This window comes from Streptomyces fungicidicus (assembly GCF_003665435.1).
Classification (GTDB): domain Bacteria; phylum Actinomycetota; class Actinomycetes; order Streptomycetales; family Streptomycetaceae; genus Streptomyces; species Streptomyces fungicidicus.
The window spans coordinates 2,761,473-2,780,566 of the sequence record NZ_CP023407.1 but is presented as its reverse complement, the minus strand read 5'-3'; the positions used below and the strand labels follow the sequence as shown (position 1 = coordinate 2,780,566).

14 protein-coding genes and 1 pseudogene are annotated in these 19,094 nt (G+C 73.5%); 8 read left to right on the top strand and 7 right to left on the bottom strand.

Translation table 11 applies throughout. From position 1 onward, the window contains the following. The first annotated feature begins 145 nt into the window (after positions 1–145). Positions 146–1,435 carry a citrate synthase gene (locus CNQ36_RS12470; protein WP_004931196.1) on the top strand — a complete coding sequence of 430 codons (1,290 nt, stop codon included), beginning with the start codon at positions 146–148 and terminating at the stop codon, positions 1,433–1,435. 592 nt (positions 1,436–2,027) lie between these two features. Here CNQ36_RS12470 and CNQ36_RS12465 read toward each other — a convergent pair. Further along, positions 2,028–4,289, bottom strand: a complete 2,262-nt coding sequence (locus tag CNQ36_RS12465) for a heavy metal translocating P-type ATPase (RefSeq protein WP_121546042.1) — start codon at positions 4,287–4,289, stop codon at positions 2,028–2,030. A gap of 107 nt (positions 4,290–4,396) precedes the next feature. Next, positions 4,397–4,636: a heavy-metal-associated domain-containing protein gene (locus tag CNQ36_RS12460; protein WP_040907147.1), complete on the bottom strand. Its 240-nt coding sequence runs from the start codon at positions 4,634–4,636 to the stop codon at positions 4,397–4,399. Positions 4,637–4,784: 148 nt separating this feature from the next. Here CNQ36_RS12460 and CNQ36_RS12455 point away from each other — a divergent pair, with 148 nt between their 5' ends. Further along, entirely contained in the window at positions 4,785–5,828 is a 1,044-nt protein-coding gene (locus CNQ36_RS12455) for a zinc-dependent alcohol dehydrogenase family protein (RefSeq protein WP_121546041.1), read from the top strand. Positions 5,829–5,864: 36 nt separating this feature from the next. On the opposite strand, the gene CNQ36_RS12450 is transcribed toward CNQ36_RS12455, so the two are convergent. Then, a complete protein-coding gene (locus CNQ36_RS12450; protein WP_004931214.1) occupies positions 5,865–6,065 on the bottom strand; it encodes a helix-turn-helix transcriptional regulator in 201 nt (66 codons plus the stop codon). A 465-nt stretch (positions 6,066–6,530) separates the two neighbouring features. Here CNQ36_RS12450 and CNQ36_RS35710 point away from each other — a divergent pair. The 5 genes and pseudogenes from CNQ36_RS35710 to CNQ36_RS12425 all read left to right on the top strand — a co-directional run. Next, positions 6,531–6,662: pseudogene (locus CNQ36_RS35710) on the top strand (5-deoxy-glucuronate isomerase); the annotation flags it as partial. Positions 6,663–6,823: 161 nt separating this feature from the next. Continuing rightward, positions 6,824–8,326, top strand: a complete 1,503-nt coding sequence (mmsA, locus tag CNQ36_RS12440) for a CoA-acylating methylmalonate-semialdehyde dehydrogenase (RefSeq protein ID WP_121546040.1) — start codon at positions 6,824–6,826, stop codon at positions 8,324–8,326. Positions 8,327–8,456: 130 nt separating this feature from the next. After that, positions 8,457–11,111: an alpha/beta fold hydrolase gene (locus tag CNQ36_RS12435; RefSeq protein WP_121546039.1), complete on the top strand. Its 2,655-nt coding sequence runs from the start codon at positions 8,457–8,459 to the stop codon at positions 11,109–11,111. After that, positions 11,108–11,998 (top strand): ABC transporter permease, encoded by an 891-nt coding sequence (locus tag CNQ36_RS12430; RefSeq protein ID WP_121546038.1) that lies wholly within the window; start codon positions 11,108–11,110, stop codon positions 11,996–11,998. Before CNQ36_RS12435 ends, CNQ36_RS12430 begins: the two co-directional genes overlap by 4 nt. 152 nt (positions 11,999–12,150) lie before the next feature. Then, positions 12,151–13,107, top strand: coding sequence for a chaplin (locus CNQ36_RS12425; RefSeq protein WP_163013250.1), 957 nt, complete (start codon positions 12,151–12,153; stop codon positions 13,105–13,107). A gap of 103 nt (positions 13,108–13,210) precedes the next feature. Here CNQ36_RS12425 and CNQ36_RS12420 read toward each other — a convergent pair whose 3' ends face one another. Both CNQ36_RS12420 and CNQ36_RS12415 read right to left on the bottom strand, forming a co-directional pair. Continuing rightward, on the bottom strand, positions 13,211–14,476 hold the full coding sequence (locus CNQ36_RS12420; RefSeq protein WP_004931223.1) for an NAD(P)-binding domain-containing protein: 1,266 nt from the start codon (positions 14,474–14,476) through the stop codon (positions 13,211–13,213). Between the two features lie 2 nt (positions 14,477–14,478). After that, positions 14,479–15,732: a carboxylate--amine ligase gene (locus CNQ36_RS12415; RefSeq protein WP_121546036.1), complete on the bottom strand. Its 1,254-nt coding sequence runs from the start codon at positions 15,730–15,732 to the stop codon at positions 14,479–14,481. Between the two features lie 175 nt (positions 15,733–15,907). Here CNQ36_RS12415 and CNQ36_RS12410 point away from each other — a divergent pair, with 175 nt between their 5' ends. Beyond that, positions 15,908–17,239, top strand: coding sequence for a glycoside hydrolase family 26 protein (locus tag CNQ36_RS12410; RefSeq protein ID WP_121546035.1), 1,332 nt, complete (start codon positions 15,908–15,910; stop codon positions 17,237–17,239). A gap of 44 nt (positions 17,240–17,283) precedes the next feature. Here CNQ36_RS12410 and CNQ36_RS12405 read toward each other — a convergent pair whose 3' ends face one another. Continuing rightward, a complete protein-coding gene (locus CNQ36_RS12405; RefSeq protein ID WP_121546034.1) occupies positions 17,284–17,934 on the bottom strand; it encodes a YveK family protein in 651 nt (216 codons plus the stop codon). A gap of 35 nt (positions 17,935–17,969) precedes the next feature. Continuing rightward, a complete protein-coding gene (locus CNQ36_RS12400) occupies positions 17,970–19,094 on the bottom strand; it encodes a glycosyltransferase (RefSeq protein WP_121546033.1) in 1,125 nt (374 codons plus the stop codon).

Here is a 19,094-nt window from a genome sequence, read left to right as displayed (position 1 = left end):
CGGGCAGGATGGGCAAGTTGGCGGCACTCAGTGCCGCCGATAGGCCCGATGGTCGACCCCGAGTGCACTCTCCTGAGCCGAGTGGGGGATGGTAGAGACAGTCAGGGCACCTCGAAGATGAGGCACAACGTCGGTGAGGGAAGACGTGAGCGACAACTCTGTAGTACTGCGGTACAACGGCAGCGAGTACACCTACCCGGTGATCGACAGCACCGTCGGTGACAAGGGCTTCGACATCGGAAAGCTCCGCGCCCAGACCGGTCTGGTGACGCTGGACAGCGGCTACGGCAACACCGCGGCCTATAAATCCGGTGTCACCTATCTCGACGGCGAGGCCGGCATCCTCCGGTACCGCGGCTACCCGATCGAGCAGCTGGCGGAGCGCTCCACCTTCCTGGAGGTCGCCTACCTGCTGATCAACGGCGAGCTGCCGACGGTCGACGAGCTGGCCACGTTCAAGGGCGAGATCACGCAGCACACCCTGCTGCACGAGGACGTCAAGAACTTCTACAAGGGCTTCCCGCGCGACGCCCACCCGATGGCGATGCTGTCGTCGGTCGTCTCCGCGCTGTCCACGTTCTACCAGGACAGTCACAACCCGTTCGACGAGCAGCAGCGCAACCTCTCCACCATCCGCCTGCTCGCCAAGCTTCCGACGATCGCGGCCTACGCGTACAAGAAGTCGGTCGGCCACCCGTTCGTCTACCCGCGCAACGACCTCGGCTACGTCGAGAACTTCCTGCGCATGACGTTCTCGGTCCCCGCCCAGGACTACGACCTCGACCCGGTCGTCGTGGCCGCCCTGGACAAGCTGCTCATCCTGCACGCGGACCACGAGCAGAACTGCTCGACCTCCACCGTGCGCCTGGTCGGCTCCTCGCAGGCCAACATGTTCGCCTCGATCTCCGCGGGCATCTCCGCCCTGTGGGGCCCGCTGCACGGCGGCGCCAACCAGTCGGTGCTGGAGATGCTCGAGGGCATCCGCGCCGACGGCGGCGATGTCGACTCCTTCATCCGCAAGGTGAAGAACAAGGAGGACGGCGTCCGCCTGATGGGCTTCGGCCACCGGGTCTACAAGAACTTCGACCCGCGCGCCAAGATCATCAAGGCCGCCGCGCACGATGTGCTGTCCGCCCTCGGCAAGTCCGACGAGCTGCTGGACATCGCGCTGAAGCTGGAGGAGCACGCGCTCTCCGACGACTACTTCGTCTCGCGCAGCCTCTACCCGAACGTCGACTTCTACACCGGCCTGATCTACCGGGCCATGGGCTTCCCGACCGAGATGTTCACGGTCCTGTTCGCCCTCGGCCGGCTTCCGGGCTGGATCGCCCAGTGGCACGAGATGATCAAGGAGCCCGGCTCCCGCATCGGCCGCCCGCGCCAGATCTACACGGGCGTCGTCGAGCGCGACTTCGTCCCGGTCGAGGAGCGCTGACCCCCGCTCCGAGCCGCATCACCGGGCCCCGTACACGCTGGTCGTGTGCGGGGTCTGTCCGTCACCCGCGCAGACGCGCAGACGTGGAAAAGGCGCCCCGGTCGCCGGTCCCCCCACGGGCCGACGTACCAGGGCGCCTTCCCATGTCCCGGTGCGGATTCCCCCCACGGGATCCGGCCGGGCGTCTGTGAGGACAGCGCCTGAATCGCTGTGTGAGCGCGGACGGGCCTGAATCCGCCGCACTCGTCGGGTGTGCGGTCTGCCGGGACAGCGCACGTCGGGAGGGCCGCTCAAAGCTCCCCGCTGGGCACCTGCCCCGGCAACGCAATCTCTGGGAAAGTCCCCCAAGACATCCCCAGATGCCAGGAAACGCCCCCCAAGACGCTGCCCGACATCGCCAACTTAGACCTTCGAACCCCTTCGATGGTTACGTTCAGATCACTGTGATCTGCGTCTCTTGCATAACTCCTCAAGTTGGGCAAGAGCCCGCAAATCTCTCACGGGACCCAAGCGTAAGGAGGATGCGCGAGCCTTGTGAAGAGCTTATGTGAGGGTCGTACCCGACGACAGGGGTACACGCCAACTTGAGACCTCAATGGAACGCCCGCAGCCGCAGGCTGTTGGTCACCACGAACACCGACGAGAACGCCATGGCGGCACCGGCGATCATCGGGTTCAGCAGCCCCGCCGCGGCCAGCGGCAGCGCGGCCACGTTGTAGCCGAAGGCCCATACGAGGTTGCCCTTGATGGTGGCGAGGGTGCGGCGGGAGAGCCGTATCGCGTCCGCCGCGACCCGCAGGTCGCCGCGGACCAGGGTCAGGTCGCCCGCCTCGATCGCCGCGTCCGTGCCGGTGCCCATGGCGAGACCCAGATCAGCGACGGCCAGCGCGGCCGCGTCGTTGACGCCGTCGCCCACCATGGCGACACTGCGCCCCTCGTCCCGCAGCCGCCGTACGACGTCGGCCTTGTCCTCGGGCAGCACCTCGGCGATCACCCGGTCGATGCCGACCTCCCGCGCCACCGCCTCGGCCACCGTCCGGTTGTCCCCCGTCAGCAGCACCGGCGTGAGCCCCAGCGCCCGCAGCTCGCGCACCGCCTCGGCGCTGGTCTCCTTCACCGCGTCGGCGACCGCGAGGACACCGCGCGCCGCCCCGTCCCAGCCGGCCACGACCGCCGTACGCCCGTCGCGCTCGGCCTCGTCCTTCGCCCGGGCGAGCTCCGAAGGCAGCTCCCCGAAGAGCTCGGACAGCCGTCCCACGGCCACCTCGTGGCCCTCCACCCGCCCCCGCACGCCCCGGCCCGGGACGTTCTCGAAGTGCTCGGCCCCGGGCAGCGCGCCGACCCGCTCCTCGGCGCCCGCGGCGATCGCCCGCGCGACGGGGTGCTCGGAGGCGTGCTCCAGGGCGCCGGCGAGCCGCAGCAGCAGCTCCTCGTCCGTGCCCTCGGCGGCGTACACCTCCTGGAGGGTCATCCGGCCGGTGGTGACGGTGCCGGTCTTGTCCAGCACGACGGTGTCGACGCGGTGGGTGGACTCCAGGACCTCGGGGCCCTTGATGAGGATGCCGAGCTGGGCGCCGCGTCCGGTGCCGACCATCAGCGCGGTCGGCGTGGCCAGCCCCAGGGCGCAGGGGCAGGCGATGATCAGCACGGCGACGGCCGCGGTGAACGCGGCGACGGTGTCGCCGGTGGAGCCGAGCCACACCCCGAAGGTGCCGACCGCGAGCAGCAGCACCACCGGGACGAAGACCCCGGAGATCCGGTCGGCGAGGCGCTGCACCTGCGCCTTGCCGTTCTGCGCCTCCTCGACCAGCTTCGCCATCCGCGCGAGCCGGGTGTCGGCGCCGACCCGGGTGGCCTCGACGACGAGCCGTCCGCCCGCGTTCACCGTGGCGCCGGTGACGGCGTCGCCGGCGGTGACGTCCACGGGCACGGACTCGCCGGTCAGCATGGACGCGTCCACGGCGGAGGAGCCCTCGACGACCGTGCCGTCGGTGGCGATCTTCTCGCCGGGCCGTACGACGAACCGGTCGCCGACGGCCAGCCGCTCCGCCGGGATCCGCACCTCGCGCCCCTCCCGGAGCACGGTCACGTCCTTGGCGCCCAGCTCCATCAGCGCCCGCAGGGCCGCTCCCGCGCGGCGCTTGGAGCGGGCCTCCAGATAGCGGCCGAGCAGGATGAAGGCGGTGACGCCGGCCGCGACCTCCAGATAGATGGTGGAGGCGCCGTCGGTGCGGGCGACGGTGAGCTCGAAGGGGTGCCGCATGCCGGGCATGCCCGCGTCACCGAGGAACAGCGCCCACAGGGACCAGCCGAACGCGGCGAGCGTGCCCACCGAGACCAGGGTGTCCATGGTGGCCGCGCCGTGCCGCAGATTGGTCCAGGCGGCCCGGTGGAACGGGGCGGCGCCCCAGACCACGACGGGCGCGGCGAGGGTGAGCGAGAGCCACTGCCAGTTGTCGAACTGCAGCGGCGGAATCATCGCCAGGAGGACGACGGGGAGGGCGAGCAGCACGGAGACGGTGAGGCGCTGACGCAGCGCGGCGAGCTCGGGGTCGGCCCCCGCGGCGCCGGTCCCGTCTTCCGCCTCGCGTGCGGGCGGCGCGGGTTCCTCGGCGGTGTAGCCGGTGCGCACCACCGTGCTGATCAGGTCGGCGACCTCGATGCCCGGCGGGTAGGTGATCCGGGCCTTCTCCGTCGCGTAGTTCACCGTGGCGGTGACGCCGTCCATCCGGTTGAGCTTCTTCTCGACGCGGGCCGCGCAGGAGGCGCAGGTCATCCCGCCGATGAGCAGCTCGACCTCCGAGCCCGCCGGCTGTCCGGCGGCCGGCGCCGCGGGGGCGGTGGTGCTGGTCATGTCCGTACTCCTGGGACGTCCGGGGGGATGCGGTGAACCGTGGTGGTGGCGTGCCGGGCCGCGGTGGACGGGTGGCCGTTGCGGCCCGGCTCACGCCGGGCGGGGCCTCAGGCCTTGCCGGCCAGCTCGAAACCGGCCTCGTCGACGGCGGCGCGCACGGCCTCCTCGTCGAGCGGGGCGGCGGAGACGACGGTCACCTCGCCGGAGGAGGCGACCGCCTGCACCGAGCTGACGCCGGCGAGCTGGGAGATCTCGCCGGAGACGGCGCCCTCGCAGTGGCCGCAGGTCATCCCGCTCACCTTGTAGACGGTGGTGACGGAACCCTGGGTGTCGGTCTGGGAGGTCATGGCGTTACTCCTCGTCGGGGTGTGGATGATGGGTGGGGCGGTGGGGGTCCGTGCGGGCCACAGGGGGCCGCGGGACCCTCGTACCACTCCAGACTATACCCCTAGGGGGTATAAATCCACGAGGGTCGGGCGGAAGGTGGGACAGGTCATGCGGGCGGTGGTGTTCGAGCGGTACGGCGAACCGGCGGAGGTACGGGAGGTCCCGGACCCGGAGCCGGCGGAGCACGGGGTCGTGGTCCGCGTCGAGGCCACCGGCCTGTGCCGCAGCGACTGGCACGGCTGGCAGGGTCACGACCCGGACATCACGCTGCCGCACGTCCCCGGTCACGAACTCGCCGGGACCGTCGAGGCGGCAGGTTCCCGGGTCACCCGGTGGCGCGCCGGGGACCGGGTCACCGTCCCCTTCGTCTGCGCCTGCGGAACCTGCCCCGCCTGCGCGGCCGGCGACCAGCAGGTGTGCGAACGCCAGACCCAGCCGGGCTTCACCCACTGGGGCTCCTTCGCCCAGTACGTGGCGCTGGACCACGCGGACGTGAACCTGGTCGCGGTCCCCAACGGCATGTCGTCCGCCACCGCCGCCTCCCTGGGCTGCCGGTTCGCCACGGCCTACCGGGCCGTGGTGCAGCAGGGCCGGGTGGCGGCGGGGGAGTGGGTGGCGGTGCACGGCTGCGGAGGGGTGGGCCTGTCGGCGGTGATGATCGCGGCGGCGGCCGGCGCGCGCGTCGTCGCGGTCGACGTGTCGCCGCACGCGCTCGACCTGGCGCGGAAGTTCGGCGCCGCCGCCTGCGTGGACGCGGCGGCCGCACCGGACACCGCCGAGGCCGTGCGCGACCTCACCGGCGGCGGCGCCCACCTGTCCCTGGACGCCCTCGGCGCACCCGCCACCTGCGCCGCCTCGGTCGGCGGCCTGCGCCGCCGGGGCCGTCACGTCCAGGTCGGCCTGCTGCCCTCGCCGACGGGCACCACACCCGTCCCCATGGCCCGCGCCATCGCCCTGGAGCTGGAGATCCTCGGCAGCCACGGCATGGCCGCCCACACCTACCCGCCGATGCTGGAGCTGGTCCGCGCGGGCGTGCTCCGCCCCGATCTGCTGGTGACCTCCACCCTCCCCCTGGACGCCGCACCGCCCGCCCTCGCGGCCATGGGGACGGCGGCGGGAGCGGGCGTGACGGTCATCGAGCCCTGGCGCTAGCACCGCGTACCGGGGCTCGGGGAACGGGACGGGAGGTCAGCCGTTTCTGCGGCCCCGGTTGCCCGGGCGGGCGGCGACCCAGTTCCGGATGGTGTCGGCGTACCAGAAGGGCTTGCCCGCCTCCACCGTGTCGGGCGGCGGCAGCAGTCCGTGCTTGCGATAGGAGCGGACGGTGTCCGGCTGCACCTTGATGTGGGCGGCGATGTCCTTGTAGGACCACAGCGATCGGTCGGTCATGGTGGCACCTCCCCGCGCGCACCACGGCGACGGCCGGGGGCGGCCGTCAGGGGGAGCCGGGTGCGCGCTGGTGATCGGGCATGCGTTGTGCCCGGTGAACGAGGACCGTCGGCGGCAGGGCAGGGGCTGTGCGCCGGGTGTGACGGAAGGCCCGCGCACGCGTGACGACCGTGACGGCGCAGAGGTGTTTGTGACACGGCTGCCACACAGGCGCACGCCGGTTCACCGGCGGGGCGCGTTGACATCCCCCGCGGACGGGGACCCGTCGGGTGGACGCCCGGCAAAGTTTCGTCCGAATGTCCGGACAAAACATTGACAGGGCTTCACGCCCGGGGCTAGAACCGGGGTGAGCCGTGAAGCCGTGGAGCCGTAGATGCCGTGCGGCCGTAGGAAGGGGACGCCTTGGCGTACGACGTGATCACCCCGCGGGTGGCACGCCGTCGCGACCGGGGCGCGACCGGCGGCACCCCGGCACCGAACGCCTCCGGCGCGGGAGGCCGCCTCGCTTTGGCAGGAGCGAAGTGCGAGCGAAGACTCCCCGCCCGCCGCGGCCCCGCGCCGGAGGTTCCGCCGAAGCCCCAAGTGTCTATGCGGGGGCCGAAACGGCCGACACTGTGTCGGGCCCGCCCGGCCGCCCGGGGCTGGTGGGATGGACCCGTGGCCGAGGCCGCGGCGTGTCCGCCCGCGGCCGGGGCGCACGAGCTGTACGAACGGCACGTCTCCACCCGTCGCCGCCATCTGTGAAGGAGTTCTCGGTCATGACGAAGATCGTCAACCACTGGATCGGCGGCAAGACCGCCGAAGGCGCCTCGGGTACCTACGGGCCGGTGACCGACCCGGCGACCGGCGAGGTCACCACGAAGGTCGCGTTCGCCTCCGTCGAGGAGGTCGACGCCGCGGTCGCCGCCGCCAAGGAGGCCTACCTGAGCTGGGGCCAGTCCTCGCTCGCCGCCCGCACCACGGTCCTCTTCAAGTTCCGCGCGCTGCTCGACGCCCACCGCGACGAGATCGCCGAGCTGATCACCGCCGAGCACGGCAAGGTGCACTCCGACGCGCTCGGCGAGGTCGCCCGCGGCCTGGAGATCGTCGACCTGGCCTGCGGCATCAGCGTGCAGCTCAAGGGCGAGCTGTCCACGCAGGTGGCCAGCCGCGTCGACGTGTCGTCCATCCGCCAGCCGCTGGGCGTGGTCGCCGGCATCACGCCGTTCAACTTCCCGGCCATGGTGCCGATGTGGATGTTCCCGCTCGCCATCGCCTGCGGCAACACCTTCGTGCTGAAGCCGTCCGAGAAGGACCCCTCGGCCGCCGTCCGCCTCGCCGAACTGCTGGCCGAGGCCGGACTGCCCGACGGCGTCTTCAACGTCGTGCACGGCGACAAGCTGGCCGTCGACCGGCTCCTCGCCCACCCCGACGTCAAGGCCGTCTCCTTCGTCGGCTCCACCCCGATCGCCCGCTACATCCACACCACCGCCTCCGCCAACGGCAAGCGCGTCCAGGCCCTCGGCGGCGCCAAGAACCACATGCTGGTCCTCCCGGACGCCGACCTCGACGCGGCGGCCGACGCGGCCGTCTCCGCCGCCTACGGCTCGGCCGGCGAGCGCTGCATGGCGATCTCCGCGGTCGTCGCCGTCGGCGCGATCGGCGACACCCTGGTGGAGAAGATCCGCGAGCGCGCCGAGAAGATCAAGATCGGCCCGGGCAGCGACCCCGCCTCCGAGATGGGGCCGCTGATCACCAAGGCCCACCGCGACAAGGTCGCCGGCTACGTCGCCGGCGCGGCGGAGGAGGGCGCCGAGGTCGTCCTGGACGGCACCGGCTACACCGTCGACGGCCACGAGGACGGCCACTGGATCGGCATCTCCCTCCTCGACAAGGTCCCCGCGTCCGCCAGCGCCTACCAGGACGAGATCTTCGGCCCGGTCCTGTGCGTCCTGCGCACGGAGACCTACGAGGAGGCCCTCGACCTCATCAACAGCTCCCCGTTCGGCAACGGCACCGCGATCTTCACCCGGGACGGCGGCGCCGCCCGCCGCTTCCAGCTGGAGGTCGAGGCCGGCATGGTCGGCGTCAACGTCCCGATCCCGGTCCCCGTCGGCTACCACTCCTTCGGAGGCTGGAAGGACTCCCTCTTCGGCGACCACCACATCTACGGCAACGACGGCACGCACTTCTACACCCGCGGCAAGGTCGTCACCACCCGCTGGCCCGACCCGGCCGACGCCCCCACCGGCGTCGACCTGGGCTTCCCGCGCAACCACTGAGCCGAAGCGGCCCGCACCGCCGCGTACCGCGTCCGCGGTACGCGGCGGTGCGGTGTACGCCCACGGGAGGTCCCCGGGTTCGGTCCCCGGTCGACATCGTGCCGACAGGTTCGCCCCGTACGGTTGACGCATGGATCTTCGACTGCCCGGAGCGCGGTGGCTGCGGTCACGGCGGCCGCGACGGGTCATCGCCGCCGCGGCCGCCGTCGTGGTGCTCGCCGGCGCCGGCACCTGGACCGCCGTCGCCTCCGACGACGCGCCCGCGGTCCGCCGCGCCGACCGGGTCATGGCCGTGGGCGACGGGGTGCGCATCGACACCTCGTACTTCACCGCCGGGCCCGGCGGCCGCCGCCCCGCCGTGCTCCTCGGACACGGCTTCGGCGGCAGCAAGGAGGACGTGCGCGAGCAGGCCGAGGACCTCGCGCGCGACGGATACGCGGTCCTCACCTGGTCCGCGCGCGGCTTCGGGAAGTCGACCGGGAAGATCGGGCTGAACGACCCGGAGGGCGAGGTCGCCGACGTCTCCCGGCTGATCGACTGGCTGGCCGAGCGGCCCGAGGTCCGGCTCGACAAGGACGGCGACCCCCGCGTGGGCATGGCCGGCGCCTCGTACGGCGGCGCCATCGCCCTGCTCGGCGCCGGGTACGACGACCGGGTCGACGCCATCGCCCCCGCGATCACCTACTTCGACCTCGCCGACGCCCTGTTCCCGAACGGCGTGTTCAAGAAGCTGTGGGCCGGAGTCTTCGTCAACTCCGGCGGCGGCTGCGAGAAGTTCCAGCCCGAGCTGTGCTCGATGTACGAGCGGGTCGCCGAGTCCGGCAACCCGGACGCCCCGGCCCGGGAGCTGCTCGAGGAGCGCTCCCCGGCCGCCGTCGCCGACCGCATCGACGTGCCCACGCTGCTGACGCAGGGGCAGACCGACTCCCTCTTCCCGCTCGGCCAGGCCGACGCCGCCGCCAAGGCGATCCGCGCCAACGGCGCCCCGGTAGACGTCGACTGGATCGCGGGCGGCCACGACGGCGGCAACCTGGAGGACGACCGGGTGCGGCAGCGGGTGCGCGGCTGGTTCGACCGGTACCTGAAGGACGACGAGGGCGCCGACACCGGCCCCGCCTTCCGCGTCACCCGCACCGGAGGCGTCGACTCCACCGACGGCCGGGCCGTGCTGAACGGCGCGAGCGCCGATACCTACCCGGGGCTGACGAGCGGCGGTCGGCCCGTCCCGCTCACCGGGGACGAGCAGAGCTTCGCCAACCCGGCCGGCGCCGGCCCGCCCGCCATCTCCTCCCTGCCCGGCCTCGGCGGCTCCGGCGGACTCGCCCAGCTGTCCTCCCTCGGCGTCGGCGTCTCGCTGGACTTCCCCGGCCAGTTCGCCCGCTTCGAGTCGGCCCCGGTCGCCGGCGATCTGCGGATCACCGGATCGCCCACCGCCACCGTGCGCGTCGAGTCGACCGCCGAGGACGCCGTCCTCTTCGCCAAGGTGTACGACGTCGGGCCGGACGGACGGCAGCAGGTGCTGCCCTCCCAGCTCGTCACCCCGGTCCGCGTCGAGGACGCCGGATCCGGCAAGGACGTGACCCTCACCCTGCCCGCCGTCGACCACGAGGTGCAGAAGGGCCACCGCCTGCGCCTGGTGCTGTCCTCCACCGACCTCGGCTACGCCTCCCCGGTCGCCCCGGCGACGTACACCGTCTCCCTGAAGAGCGGCCTCACCGTGCCCACCGCGCCCGGCGTGACCACGGCGGCGGCCCCGCTGCCCGGCTGGGTGGTGTGGCTGCCGGTCGCCGGCGCGCTGACCGCCCTCGCCCTGCTGCTCACCGGCCGCCGCCGCGCCGGCGCGCCGGCCCCCGACCCCGCGCTGGCCGACGTGCCGCTCCAGATCACCGGCCTCGGCAAGCGCTACGCCCGCTCCTCCGACCGGTACGCCGTGCGGGACCTGTCCTTCCGGGTCGAGAAGGGTCAGGTGCTCGGCCTCCTCGGCCCGAACGGCGCGGGCAAGACCACCACCCTGCGGATGCTGATGGGCCTGATCAAGCCGGACGCCGGCGAGATCCGCGTCTTCGGCCACGCCATCCGCCCCGGCGCCCCGGTGCTGTCGCGGGTCGGCGCGTTCGTCGAGGGTGCGGGCTTCCTGCCGCACCTGTCCGGCCGGGAGAACCTGGAGCTGTACTGGCGGGCCACCGGCCGCCCGGCCGGGGACGCCCACCTCGACGAGGCGCTGAAGATCGCCGGCCTCGGTGACGCGCTCGCCCGCGCGGTGCGCACCTACTCCCAGGGCATGCGCCAGCGCCTGGCCATCGCCCAGGCCATGCTCGGCCTCCCCGACCTGCTCATCCTCGACGAGCCGACCAACGGACTCGACCCGCCGCAGATCCGCGAGATGCGCGAGGTGATGATCCGGTACGCCGCCGCGGGCCGCACGGTGATCGTCTCCAGCCACCTGCTGGCGGAGGTCGAGCAGTCCTGCACCCACCTCGTCGTCATGGACCGCGGGCAGCTCGTCCAGGCGGGCCCGGTGCATGAGATCGTCGGCTCCGGCGACACCCTCCTGGTCGGGACGTCCACGCCCGTGGACGAGCCGGTCGCCGAGAAGGTCGCCGCGCTGCCCGGCGTCGCCTCGGCCGTCCGCACCGACGAGGGGCTGCTGGTCCGGCTCGACGCCGACGGCACCGCCCCGCGCCTGGTCGCCGAGCTGGTCCGGCTGGAGGTCCCGGTGGCGTCGGTGGGCCCGCACCGCCGCCTCGAGGACGCCTTCCTCACCTTGATCGGAGGTTCCGCATGAGCACGCTCACCGAGCGGGCCGAGCCGGCCGGCCCGGACGGGTCCGCCGAGGTCGCCGCCGGCTACCGCGCGGGCCGCACCCTGCCGCTGCGGGTGGAGCTGGTCCGCCAGTTGAAGCGCCGCCGCACCCTGGTGATGGGCGCGATCCTCGCCGTCCTGCCGTTCGTGCTGGTGATCGCCTTCGCGATCGGCGGCGAACCGGGCGCCCGCGGCGACCGGGTCAACCTGATGGACACGGCGACCGCGTCCGGCGCCAACTTCGCCGCCGTCAACCTGTTCGTGTCGGCGGGCTTCCTGCTCGTCATCCCGGTCGCGCTGTTCTGCGGGGACACGGTCGCCTCGGAGGCCGGCTGGTCCTCCCTGCGCTATCTGCTCGCCGCGCCCGTGCCCCGGATGCGGCTGCTGTGGTCCAAGCTGATCGTCGGACTGGGGCTGAGCCTCGCCGCGATGGTGCTGCTGCCGGTGGTGGCGCTCGCCGTCGGCACGGCCGCCTACGGATGGGGACCGCTGCGGATCCCCACCGGCGGCGCGCTCGACCCCGCCACGGCGGCGCAGCGGCTCGTGGTCGTCGTGGCGTACCTCTTCGTGTCGCAGCTGGTCACCGCCGCGCTGGCGTTCTGGCTGTCCACCCGCACGGACGCGCCGCTGGGCGCGGTCGGCGGCGCGGTCGGCCTGACCATCGTGGGCAACGTGCTGGACGCCGTCACCGCCCTCGGCGACTGGCGGCACTTCCTGCCCGCGCACTGGCAGTTCGCCTGGGCCGACGCCGTCCAGCCGGAGCTGGAGTGGTCCGGCATGCTCCAGGGCGCGTCGGTGTCCGTGACGTACGCGCTGGTGCTGTTCGCGCTGGCGTTCCGGGGTTTCGTCCGCAAGGACGTGGTGTCCTGACGCCCGGCCCGCGCACCGCACCGAGCGGTCCAACCGGGTGAACCTGCGCAACCGATTCCGCCGAGTCGGGTTGATGAAGGAGTAGGCCATGCGGCAGCGGAGGGCCAGAACGCGTGGCCGCTCCCATTTCTTCAAGCAGGAAGACAACCACATTGCGACAGACCCTGAGCAGGGGAATGCTCGCGGCGGCCGCCACCGCCACGGGCATTCTGTCCCTGTACGGAACCCCCGCCCTCGCCGACTCGTTCGCGGGGGGCGGTGCCGAGGATTCTCCCGGTGTGCTGTCCGGGAACAACGTGCAGGCACCGATCGACGTGCCGGTGAACGCGTGCGGCAACAACGTCGACGTGGTCGGCGCCTTCAACGAGGCGTCCGGCAACACGTGTGTCAACGGCTCCGACAAGTCCGGGCACGGCGCGCACGGCGAGTCCCGTGACGGCGCGCACGCGGAGGGCGGCACCAAGGGCTCGCCCGGCGTGCTCTCCGGGAACAACGTGCAGGCGCCCGTCCACGCGCCGATCAACGCGTGCGGCAACAACGTCGCCGTGGTCGGTATCGCCGACGAGGCGTCCGGCAACACGTGCGTCAACGGCTCGCACGGCGACGGGAAGAAGTCCGAGGACCGCGCGCACGGCGGTTCCTCGCACGGAGGCTCCGCGCAGGGCGGTTCCTCGCACGGCGACTCCTCCTACGGCGACTCCGGCGACGGCGCGCACGCGGTGGGCGGGGCCAAGGGCTCGCCCGGCGTGCTGTCCGGGAACAACGTGCAGGTGCCCATCCACCTGCCGGTGAACGCCTGCGGCAACAACATCAGCCTGATCGGCCTGTTCAACGACGCCTACGGCAACACCTGCGTCAACGACGGCGGTTACGGCAAGGAGGAGGACGAGCCGGAGAAGGAGCGGCCGAAGCCGCCCACCGAGGTCAAGACGCCTCCCACGCACGAGGTCGAGAAGCCCCCGGCCGAGGAGGAGGAGGTGCCCGGCAACCCGCCGCACCTGGCCGAGACCGGCAGCGACGGCCTGCTCGGCGCCTCCGCGGCCGGCGCCGCGCTGATCGCGGGCGGGGCGATGCTGTACCGCCGCGGCCGTCTCGGCGCCCGCCGGTAGCCGCCCACGGATGCCGGGCCCACCCCACCCGGCACCCGTACCCGCACAACGAGGCGTCCCCCGGACCGATCAGGTCCGGGGGACGCCTCGTTCCGTTCCGCCGTCAGCCGCGCACCGGCGACGGCGCCGCGCTGCGGCTGCCGCCCCCGGGGACCGGGACGGTCCCGCGCGCCGGGGTTGCCCGCAGCCGCCGGCGCACCCCCTGCACCAGCGTCGACGCCGTGAACGTCGCGCCGTGCACGAACCGCATCGCCGGTCCGAAGCCGGACGCGGACACCAGACCCGCCATGAACAGCCCGGGCTGCGAGGACTCGAAGCCGTGGCCGAGCGCCGGGGACCCGTCCGGCAGGGCCGTCAGCCTTCCGCGCAGCTCCGCGGAGAGCAGGCCGATCCGGTCGCGGTGCGCCTTGAACCCCGTCGCGGCGATGACGTGCTCGGTCTCCAGCGAACGCCGTGAACCGTCCCGGCCGGCCAGGTCGAGCCGCAGCCCGCCCGGCACCGCGGCGGCCGCGGTGACCTCGTGGCCGGGCAACAGGTCCACCGCCCGCTCCACCCGGTCCCGCACCCACCACGCGCCCGCCGGACCCAGCGCCGTGGCCGCGATCCGCGACCGGGTCGCCTCGGGCAGCCGCCGGTACAGGCCGGGGCGCTCGGAGTAGAACCAGTTCCGCCAGCCGGGGCCCAGCCCGCTGTGCGGCGAGCGCAGCGACTGCCACCAGGGCCGCTCCCAGGCCGGCGGCACGTCGTTCCAGCACAGCCGCTCCGCCCGCGCCAGCACCCGTACCCGGGTGCCCTGTTCGGCGAGGAGCGCCGCGGTCTCCAGGGCCGCCTGTCCGCCGCCGATCACCGTGACGTCCTTGCCCTGGAAGTGGCCCAGGTCGCTGTGGTGGCTGCTGTGCGTCACCAGCGTGGGGTGCAGTCCGCGCAGCGCCTGCGGCACCTCGATGAATGGCATCACGCCGACCGCCAGCGCCACCGTCCGCGCCTGCAGCGCCTGCCCGTCCTCGGTGACCGCGGTGAACCCGTCCGCGCCGGACGACACCCGGCTCACCATGCGCTCGTCCACCTCCGGCACGGCGTTGCGGGCGAACCACAGGCCGTACGAGGCGAACGCCTCCACGGGGATCGGGTGCGCGTGACGCGCGGGCAGGCCCTGCTCGGCGCAGTAGGCCTCCAGCTTCCAGCGCCCGGCCGGGTCGGAGAGGTTGGACGCCCACGGCTCCGACTTCAGGAACATGCCGCCGGGCATGTTGTCCCGCCAGCACGCCATGGGCCGGCCGAAGACCCGCACGTTCAGCCCGGCGGCCGCGGCGTGGGACGCGATCGACAGACCGTAAGGACCGGCGCCCACCACCAGGAGGTCGTACATCATCAGCTGCTCGCTTTCTCGTTGTCGGTAAGGGAGGGTGCGACCGCCCGGGGAGCCGGGCGGGGCGCCGGTACGGGGAGGGCGGTGCCCAGCCGCTGCCGCAGCCGGCCGGACACATGACGGGCCCACAGGGCCCACATCGCCCATCCGGGAACCCGGTCGTCCCTGGCGTACCAAGCCAGTTCGCGTCCGCCGGGTGCGGTGCGCAGGGCGGCGAACGGCGCGTAGTTCTCCACCACGAACGACCGTCCGGCCACCGGCTGCCCGTCCGGCAGCGGACGCCCGGTCAGATCCAGGTGCAGGGCGCGTACGACGTCCAGTCCCGCGCTGTCCGCGAAGAGCCGGAACTGCGCGCCGGGGCGCGGGTTGAAGTCCAGGAGGTGGTAGCGGCCGGTGCTGCCGCACCGGCGGAAGTCGAGGTCGAAGACACCGCGGTAGCCGAGCGCGCCGGTGACCCGTTCGGCGAGCGTCCGCACCTCGGCGTTGGGCGTCCAGTGGCCCACCGCGGTCAGTCCCGCGCCGCGCGGCCAGGACAGCTGCTTGCGGCCCGGCCCGCCGGCGCGCACGGTCCCCGAGCGGTCGGCGTAGCCGTGGAAGAACCAGTCACGGTCCTCGCCGGGCGGCAGGAACGCCTGGAGCAGCAGCGGGCTGCCCGCCTCCGCGGTGCGCGCGTGCAGCGCGCGGGCCTGCTGTGCCGTGTGCACCACCTGGGTGCTGCGCAGTCCGCTGCCGGCCGGCAGCAGCCAGGGCCGGCTCCACTTCGCGACCAGCGGCAGTCCGAGCCGCCGCGCGTCCTCGGCGGCCTGCCGCGGGCTGTCCGGAACGAGCGTCAGCGGGTGCGGTACGTCCGCGGACGCGCACACGGCGGCCAGTTCCGCCTTGTCGGCGACGCGTTCGGAGAGCGTGGCCGGCATCGCGGGCAGCAGATAGGACGGCGAGAGGTCGTCACGCAGGCGTCCCGCGGCGATCGCGGTCGCGTCGTCCAGCGGGATCAGGACGGCCGGGCGGCCCACCTGTCCGGCCACGCGGCGCAGCACGGCGAGGATCTCGTCCGCCGAGGCCCCCGGCGGCGGCGGGGCGTGCATCCGGTGCACATAGCGCGAGCGGTGGACGGGACTTCCCGCGGAGTCGGCGACGAGGTGCACCTCCACGCCCGCCCTGCCGAGCGACCGCACGGCCCCCAGCGTTCCGTGGTGAAAGGGGTTCCGGTCGGTCCGCAGCAGAACCGCGGGGACACGGGTGTCGAGCAACGACACGAATTCTCACTTTCTTCTGGCGCCGGCTCACCCGCACGGGGGAGCCCGGCACTCGAAAGCCGCAGTGGCATTGGCACCGGCGTACGTCCTGTGTCTGACTTCGTATGAAATGACTGTTCGTCAATATGGCGGAATTCAGGCACAAGGCGGACGAGACCGAACAGAGGAGCAGCCAATGGCCCCACAGCACAGGCGGGTCCGGGCCCGCGCGAAAGCAGTGGGCGCGGCGGCGGTCGTCGTGTCCGCGGCCCTCGCGGCGGGCCCCGCGGCGGGAGCGGTGCCGGCCGACCCCCGTCCGGCGGTGCCGGTCCGGGCGGCGCCCGCGGGCCCGCCCGGAGAGCCCGCGGTCCCCACCGTCCCGGCGGTCGACGTCCCGGCGGTCGACGTCCCGTCCGTCGGAGTCCCGTCGGTCGGAGCCCCGTCGGTCCCCCAGCCGGTCCTCCCGGCGCCGCACCGCGTCCCGGCGTTCGGTGCCTTCCTCGCCTCCGACGAGCGCGGGGTGGCCCGCATGGACGAGCTCAGCCGCTGGCTGGGCGGCGCCGAGCTGCGCGTCGGCCACACCTACCTGCCCGGCAACCGCTGGAGCGACATCGAGGGCGACATCGGCTTCCTCGACTCCTGGGCGCGCTGGCGCAACGCCAGGAACGACCGGATGCTGGTCCTCAACGTCCCCATGCAGGAACGCAACGAGGAGGGCGTCCCCGACGACGAGGTCCGCGCGCTGCTGCGGCGGGGTGCGGCGGGCGAGTTCGACCACCACTTCCGTGCCCTCGCCGAGCGGCTGGTCGCGCTCAAGGTGCCGGACACGGTCGTGGTCCTCGGCTGGGAGATGAACGGCGTCACCTACACCCACCGCTGCGGCCCCGACCCGGAGTCCTGGAAGCAGTACTGGAACCGGATCGTCAGGACCATGCGCGCGGTGCCGGGACAGAAGTTCCGGTTCGACTTCACGCCGAGCCGCGGCCGGGACGCCGTCCCCTGGACGGAGTGCTACCCGGGGGACGACACCGTCGACATCGTCGGCATGGACTCCTACGACCAGCCGGCCGGGCGCTCCTTCGACGAGCAGGTGAGGGAGCCGTACGGACTCCAGGCGCACGTGGACTTCGCGAGGGCCCACGGCAAACAGATCTCGTACCCGGAGTGGGGGCTCTTCCGCAACGGCGACAACCCCGAGTACATGCGGCGCATGCTCGCGTGGATCGACCGGCACCGGCCGCTCTACAACACGCTGACCGACTACTGCCCGCACGGGGTGTGGCAGTGCGACGACAACCCGCACGCGTCCCGCGTCTACCGGTCCGTCCTCTCCGGCCGCACGCACGACGGGGAGCCGGAGACCACCCCGCAGCCCACGCCCGTGCCGACCACGCCGCCACCGACGGCTCCCGCACCGACCACGCCCGACACCCCGCCGCCGCCGGAGGACTGCTCGCCGCTGGACCTGGGCCGGTGGGTGGAGTACTGGCTCGGAGGACAGTTCTGCTTCCGCTTCGACTGGTGGTGAGGCGCCCGCGAGTGACGGCGCCGCTCCCGCCGGGGTCGCCGCCGTCACCGCGGCACATCGGCGGCGGTGGCGGGGCCCGGCACCGAGGCGGCCGGGGCGGGGTCCTCGCCCCGCCCGGCCCGCCGCGGGCGGGCGAGCAGCGCCAGGCCGCCCAGCAGCCCGCCCGCGCTCGCGCCCACCAGCGAGGTGACCGCGGACGACGCGTTCGCCGGCGCGCCCGGCTTCACCGCACGCGAGAACTGCACCAGCCTGACCTGGGTGTTGCCCTTGGTGTCCTCCGCGTGCCGGGTCAGCGCGCGGGAGACCGCGTTGGCCATGTCGACGGCCGTACCGGGCCGGGGGGCCGTGGCCGAGACGGCGACCATCGGCGCGTCCGGCGAGGTCGCCGTGCGCACGCTGTCCCGCAGCGTCCGCACCGGCACACCGGCCCACACCTGCGCGTCGCCGAGCACCGCGAGCTGGGTGGCGACCCGGCCGTACGCCTGCGCGAAACCGCGGGCCGCGTCCGGGGTCGCCTTGTCGGTCGGCACCGCGACGACGTAGGCGGTGGCCGTGTACTCCGGGGGCGTGAACAGGCCGTACGCGCCGCCGAGCAGACCGCCGACGAACGTGCCCGTCACCAGCGCGGACCAGGCCGGCAGTCTTCGGACACGGGCCAGGAACGGACGGAGCCGACGGGTCGGGGTGTCGGTCATGAGGGGCTTGCTCCCTTTGAGGTACGGCGGACGGCTCACGGCGCGGTACGGGCGACCGCCGCCGCGTACACGTCCATGAGGCGGGCTGTGCTGTGGCTGATGCTGTAGTGGTGCGCGGCCGGGGCGGCCGTGCGCGGGGCCGGGCCCGCCGCGCGGACCTCGGCGATCGCGCGGGCGTACGCCGCGGCGCCGCCGCGCACCCGCCGGGCCCCGGCACGGTTCTCCGGGGGCAGGTCCTCGATCGCGGGACAGGCGGCGTAGAGCACGGGCAGGCCGGACGCCAGCGCCTCCACGGCCGCCAGGCCGAAGGCCTCCTCCGCGGACGGGGAGGCGAACAGGTCCATCGCCGAGGCCAGCGAGGGCAGATCGGGGCCGGGGCTGCCGTCCGGCACGCCGGGCCGTTCGCCGGTGAACAGCACCCGCCCGGCCACCCCCGCCTCGTGGGCCGTGCGGCGCAGCAGGTGCTCCTCGGGACCGCCGCCCACCAGCAGCAGCCAGTGGTCCTCCGGCAGCAGGGCGAGCGCCTGGACGAGGACGTCGAACCGCTTGCCCCGGGTGAGCCGGCCGACGCCCCCGACGACGAACGCGCCCTCCGGCAGGCCGAGACGGCGGCGGGTCCGCTCGCGCAGGTCCGGCCGGAAACGGAAGCGGTCCAGGTCGACGCCGTTGGGCACCACCTCGATGCGCGGGGCGGGCACCCCCCAGCGCTTCAGCCGGTCGGCCACCGTCGGGGAGACGGCGACCGTCGCCGAACCGAGCCGCTCGCTCGCCAGGTACAGGGCGCGCACCCCCGCCGTCAGCCTGCGGCCCTCCATCTGGGTGTCGCCGAGGGAGTGCTCGGTGGCGACCACCGCGCGGACCCCGGCGACCCGGGCGGCGAGCCGGCCGTAGACGCAGGCCCGGTACAGGTGCGTGTGCACCAGGTCGTAGCCGCCGGCCCGGATCACCCGGACCAGACGGGGCAGTGCGCCCAAGTCGCGGTTGCCGCCCATGCCCAGGTGCACGACCCGCACGCCGTCGGCGCCGAGACCGTCGGCGACCGCGCCGGGGTTGGTGAGCGTCACCACGTCGCAGTCGACCGGAAGATGACGCAGCAGCAGCCGCAGCTGCTGTTCGGCGCCCCCGACGCCGAGACCGGTGATGATGTGCAGCGCCCTCAT

What these genes read in the sequence shown, in the direction of transcription:
- CNQ36_RS12435 (WP_121546039.1), top strand. Translation starts at nt 8,457, where the DNA reads ATGGATCTTCGACTGCCCGGAGCGCGGTGGCTGCGGTCACGGCGGCCG.
- CNQ36_RS12455 (WP_121546041.1), top strand. Translation starts at nt 4,785, where the DNA reads ATGCGGGCGGTGGTGTTCGAGCGGTACGGCGAACCGGCGGAGGTACGG.
- CNQ36_RS12405 (WP_121546034.1), bottom strand. Translation starts at nt 17,934, where the DNA reads ATGACCGACACCCCGACCCGTCGGCTCCGTCCGTTCCTGGCCCGTGTC.
- CNQ36_RS12450 (WP_004931214.1), bottom strand. Translation starts at nt 6,065, where the DNA reads ATGACCGACCGATCGCTGTGGTCCTACAAGGACATCGCCGCCCACATC.
- CNQ36_RS12460 (WP_040907147.1), bottom strand. Translation starts at nt 4,636, where the DNA reads ATGACCTCCCAGACCGACACCCAGGGTTCCGTCACCACCGTCTACAAG.
- CNQ36_RS12400 (WP_121546033.1), bottom strand. Translation starts at nt 19,094, where the DNA reads ATGAGGGCGCTGCACATCATCACCGGTCTCGGCGTCGGGGGCGCCGAA.
- CNQ36_RS12430 (WP_121546038.1), top strand. Translation starts at nt 11,108, where the DNA reads ATGAGCACGCTCACCGAGCGGGCCGAGCCGGCCGGCCCGGACGGGTCC.
- CNQ36_RS12420 (WP_004931223.1), bottom strand. Translation starts at nt 14,476, where the DNA reads ATGTACGACCTCCTGGTGGTGGGCGCCGGTCCTTACGGTCTGTCGATC.
- mmsA (WP_121546040.1), top strand. Translation starts at nt 6,824, where the DNA reads ATGACGAAGATCGTCAACCACTGGATCGGCGGCAAGACCGCCGAAGGC.
- CNQ36_RS12465 (WP_121546042.1), bottom strand. Translation starts at nt 4,289, where the DNA reads ATGACCAGCACCACCGCCCCCGCGGCGCCGGCCGCCGGACAGCCGGCG.
- CNQ36_RS12410 (WP_121546035.1), top strand. Translation starts at nt 15,908, where the DNA reads ATGGCCCCACAGCACAGGCGGGTCCGGGCCCGCGCGAAAGCAGTGGGC.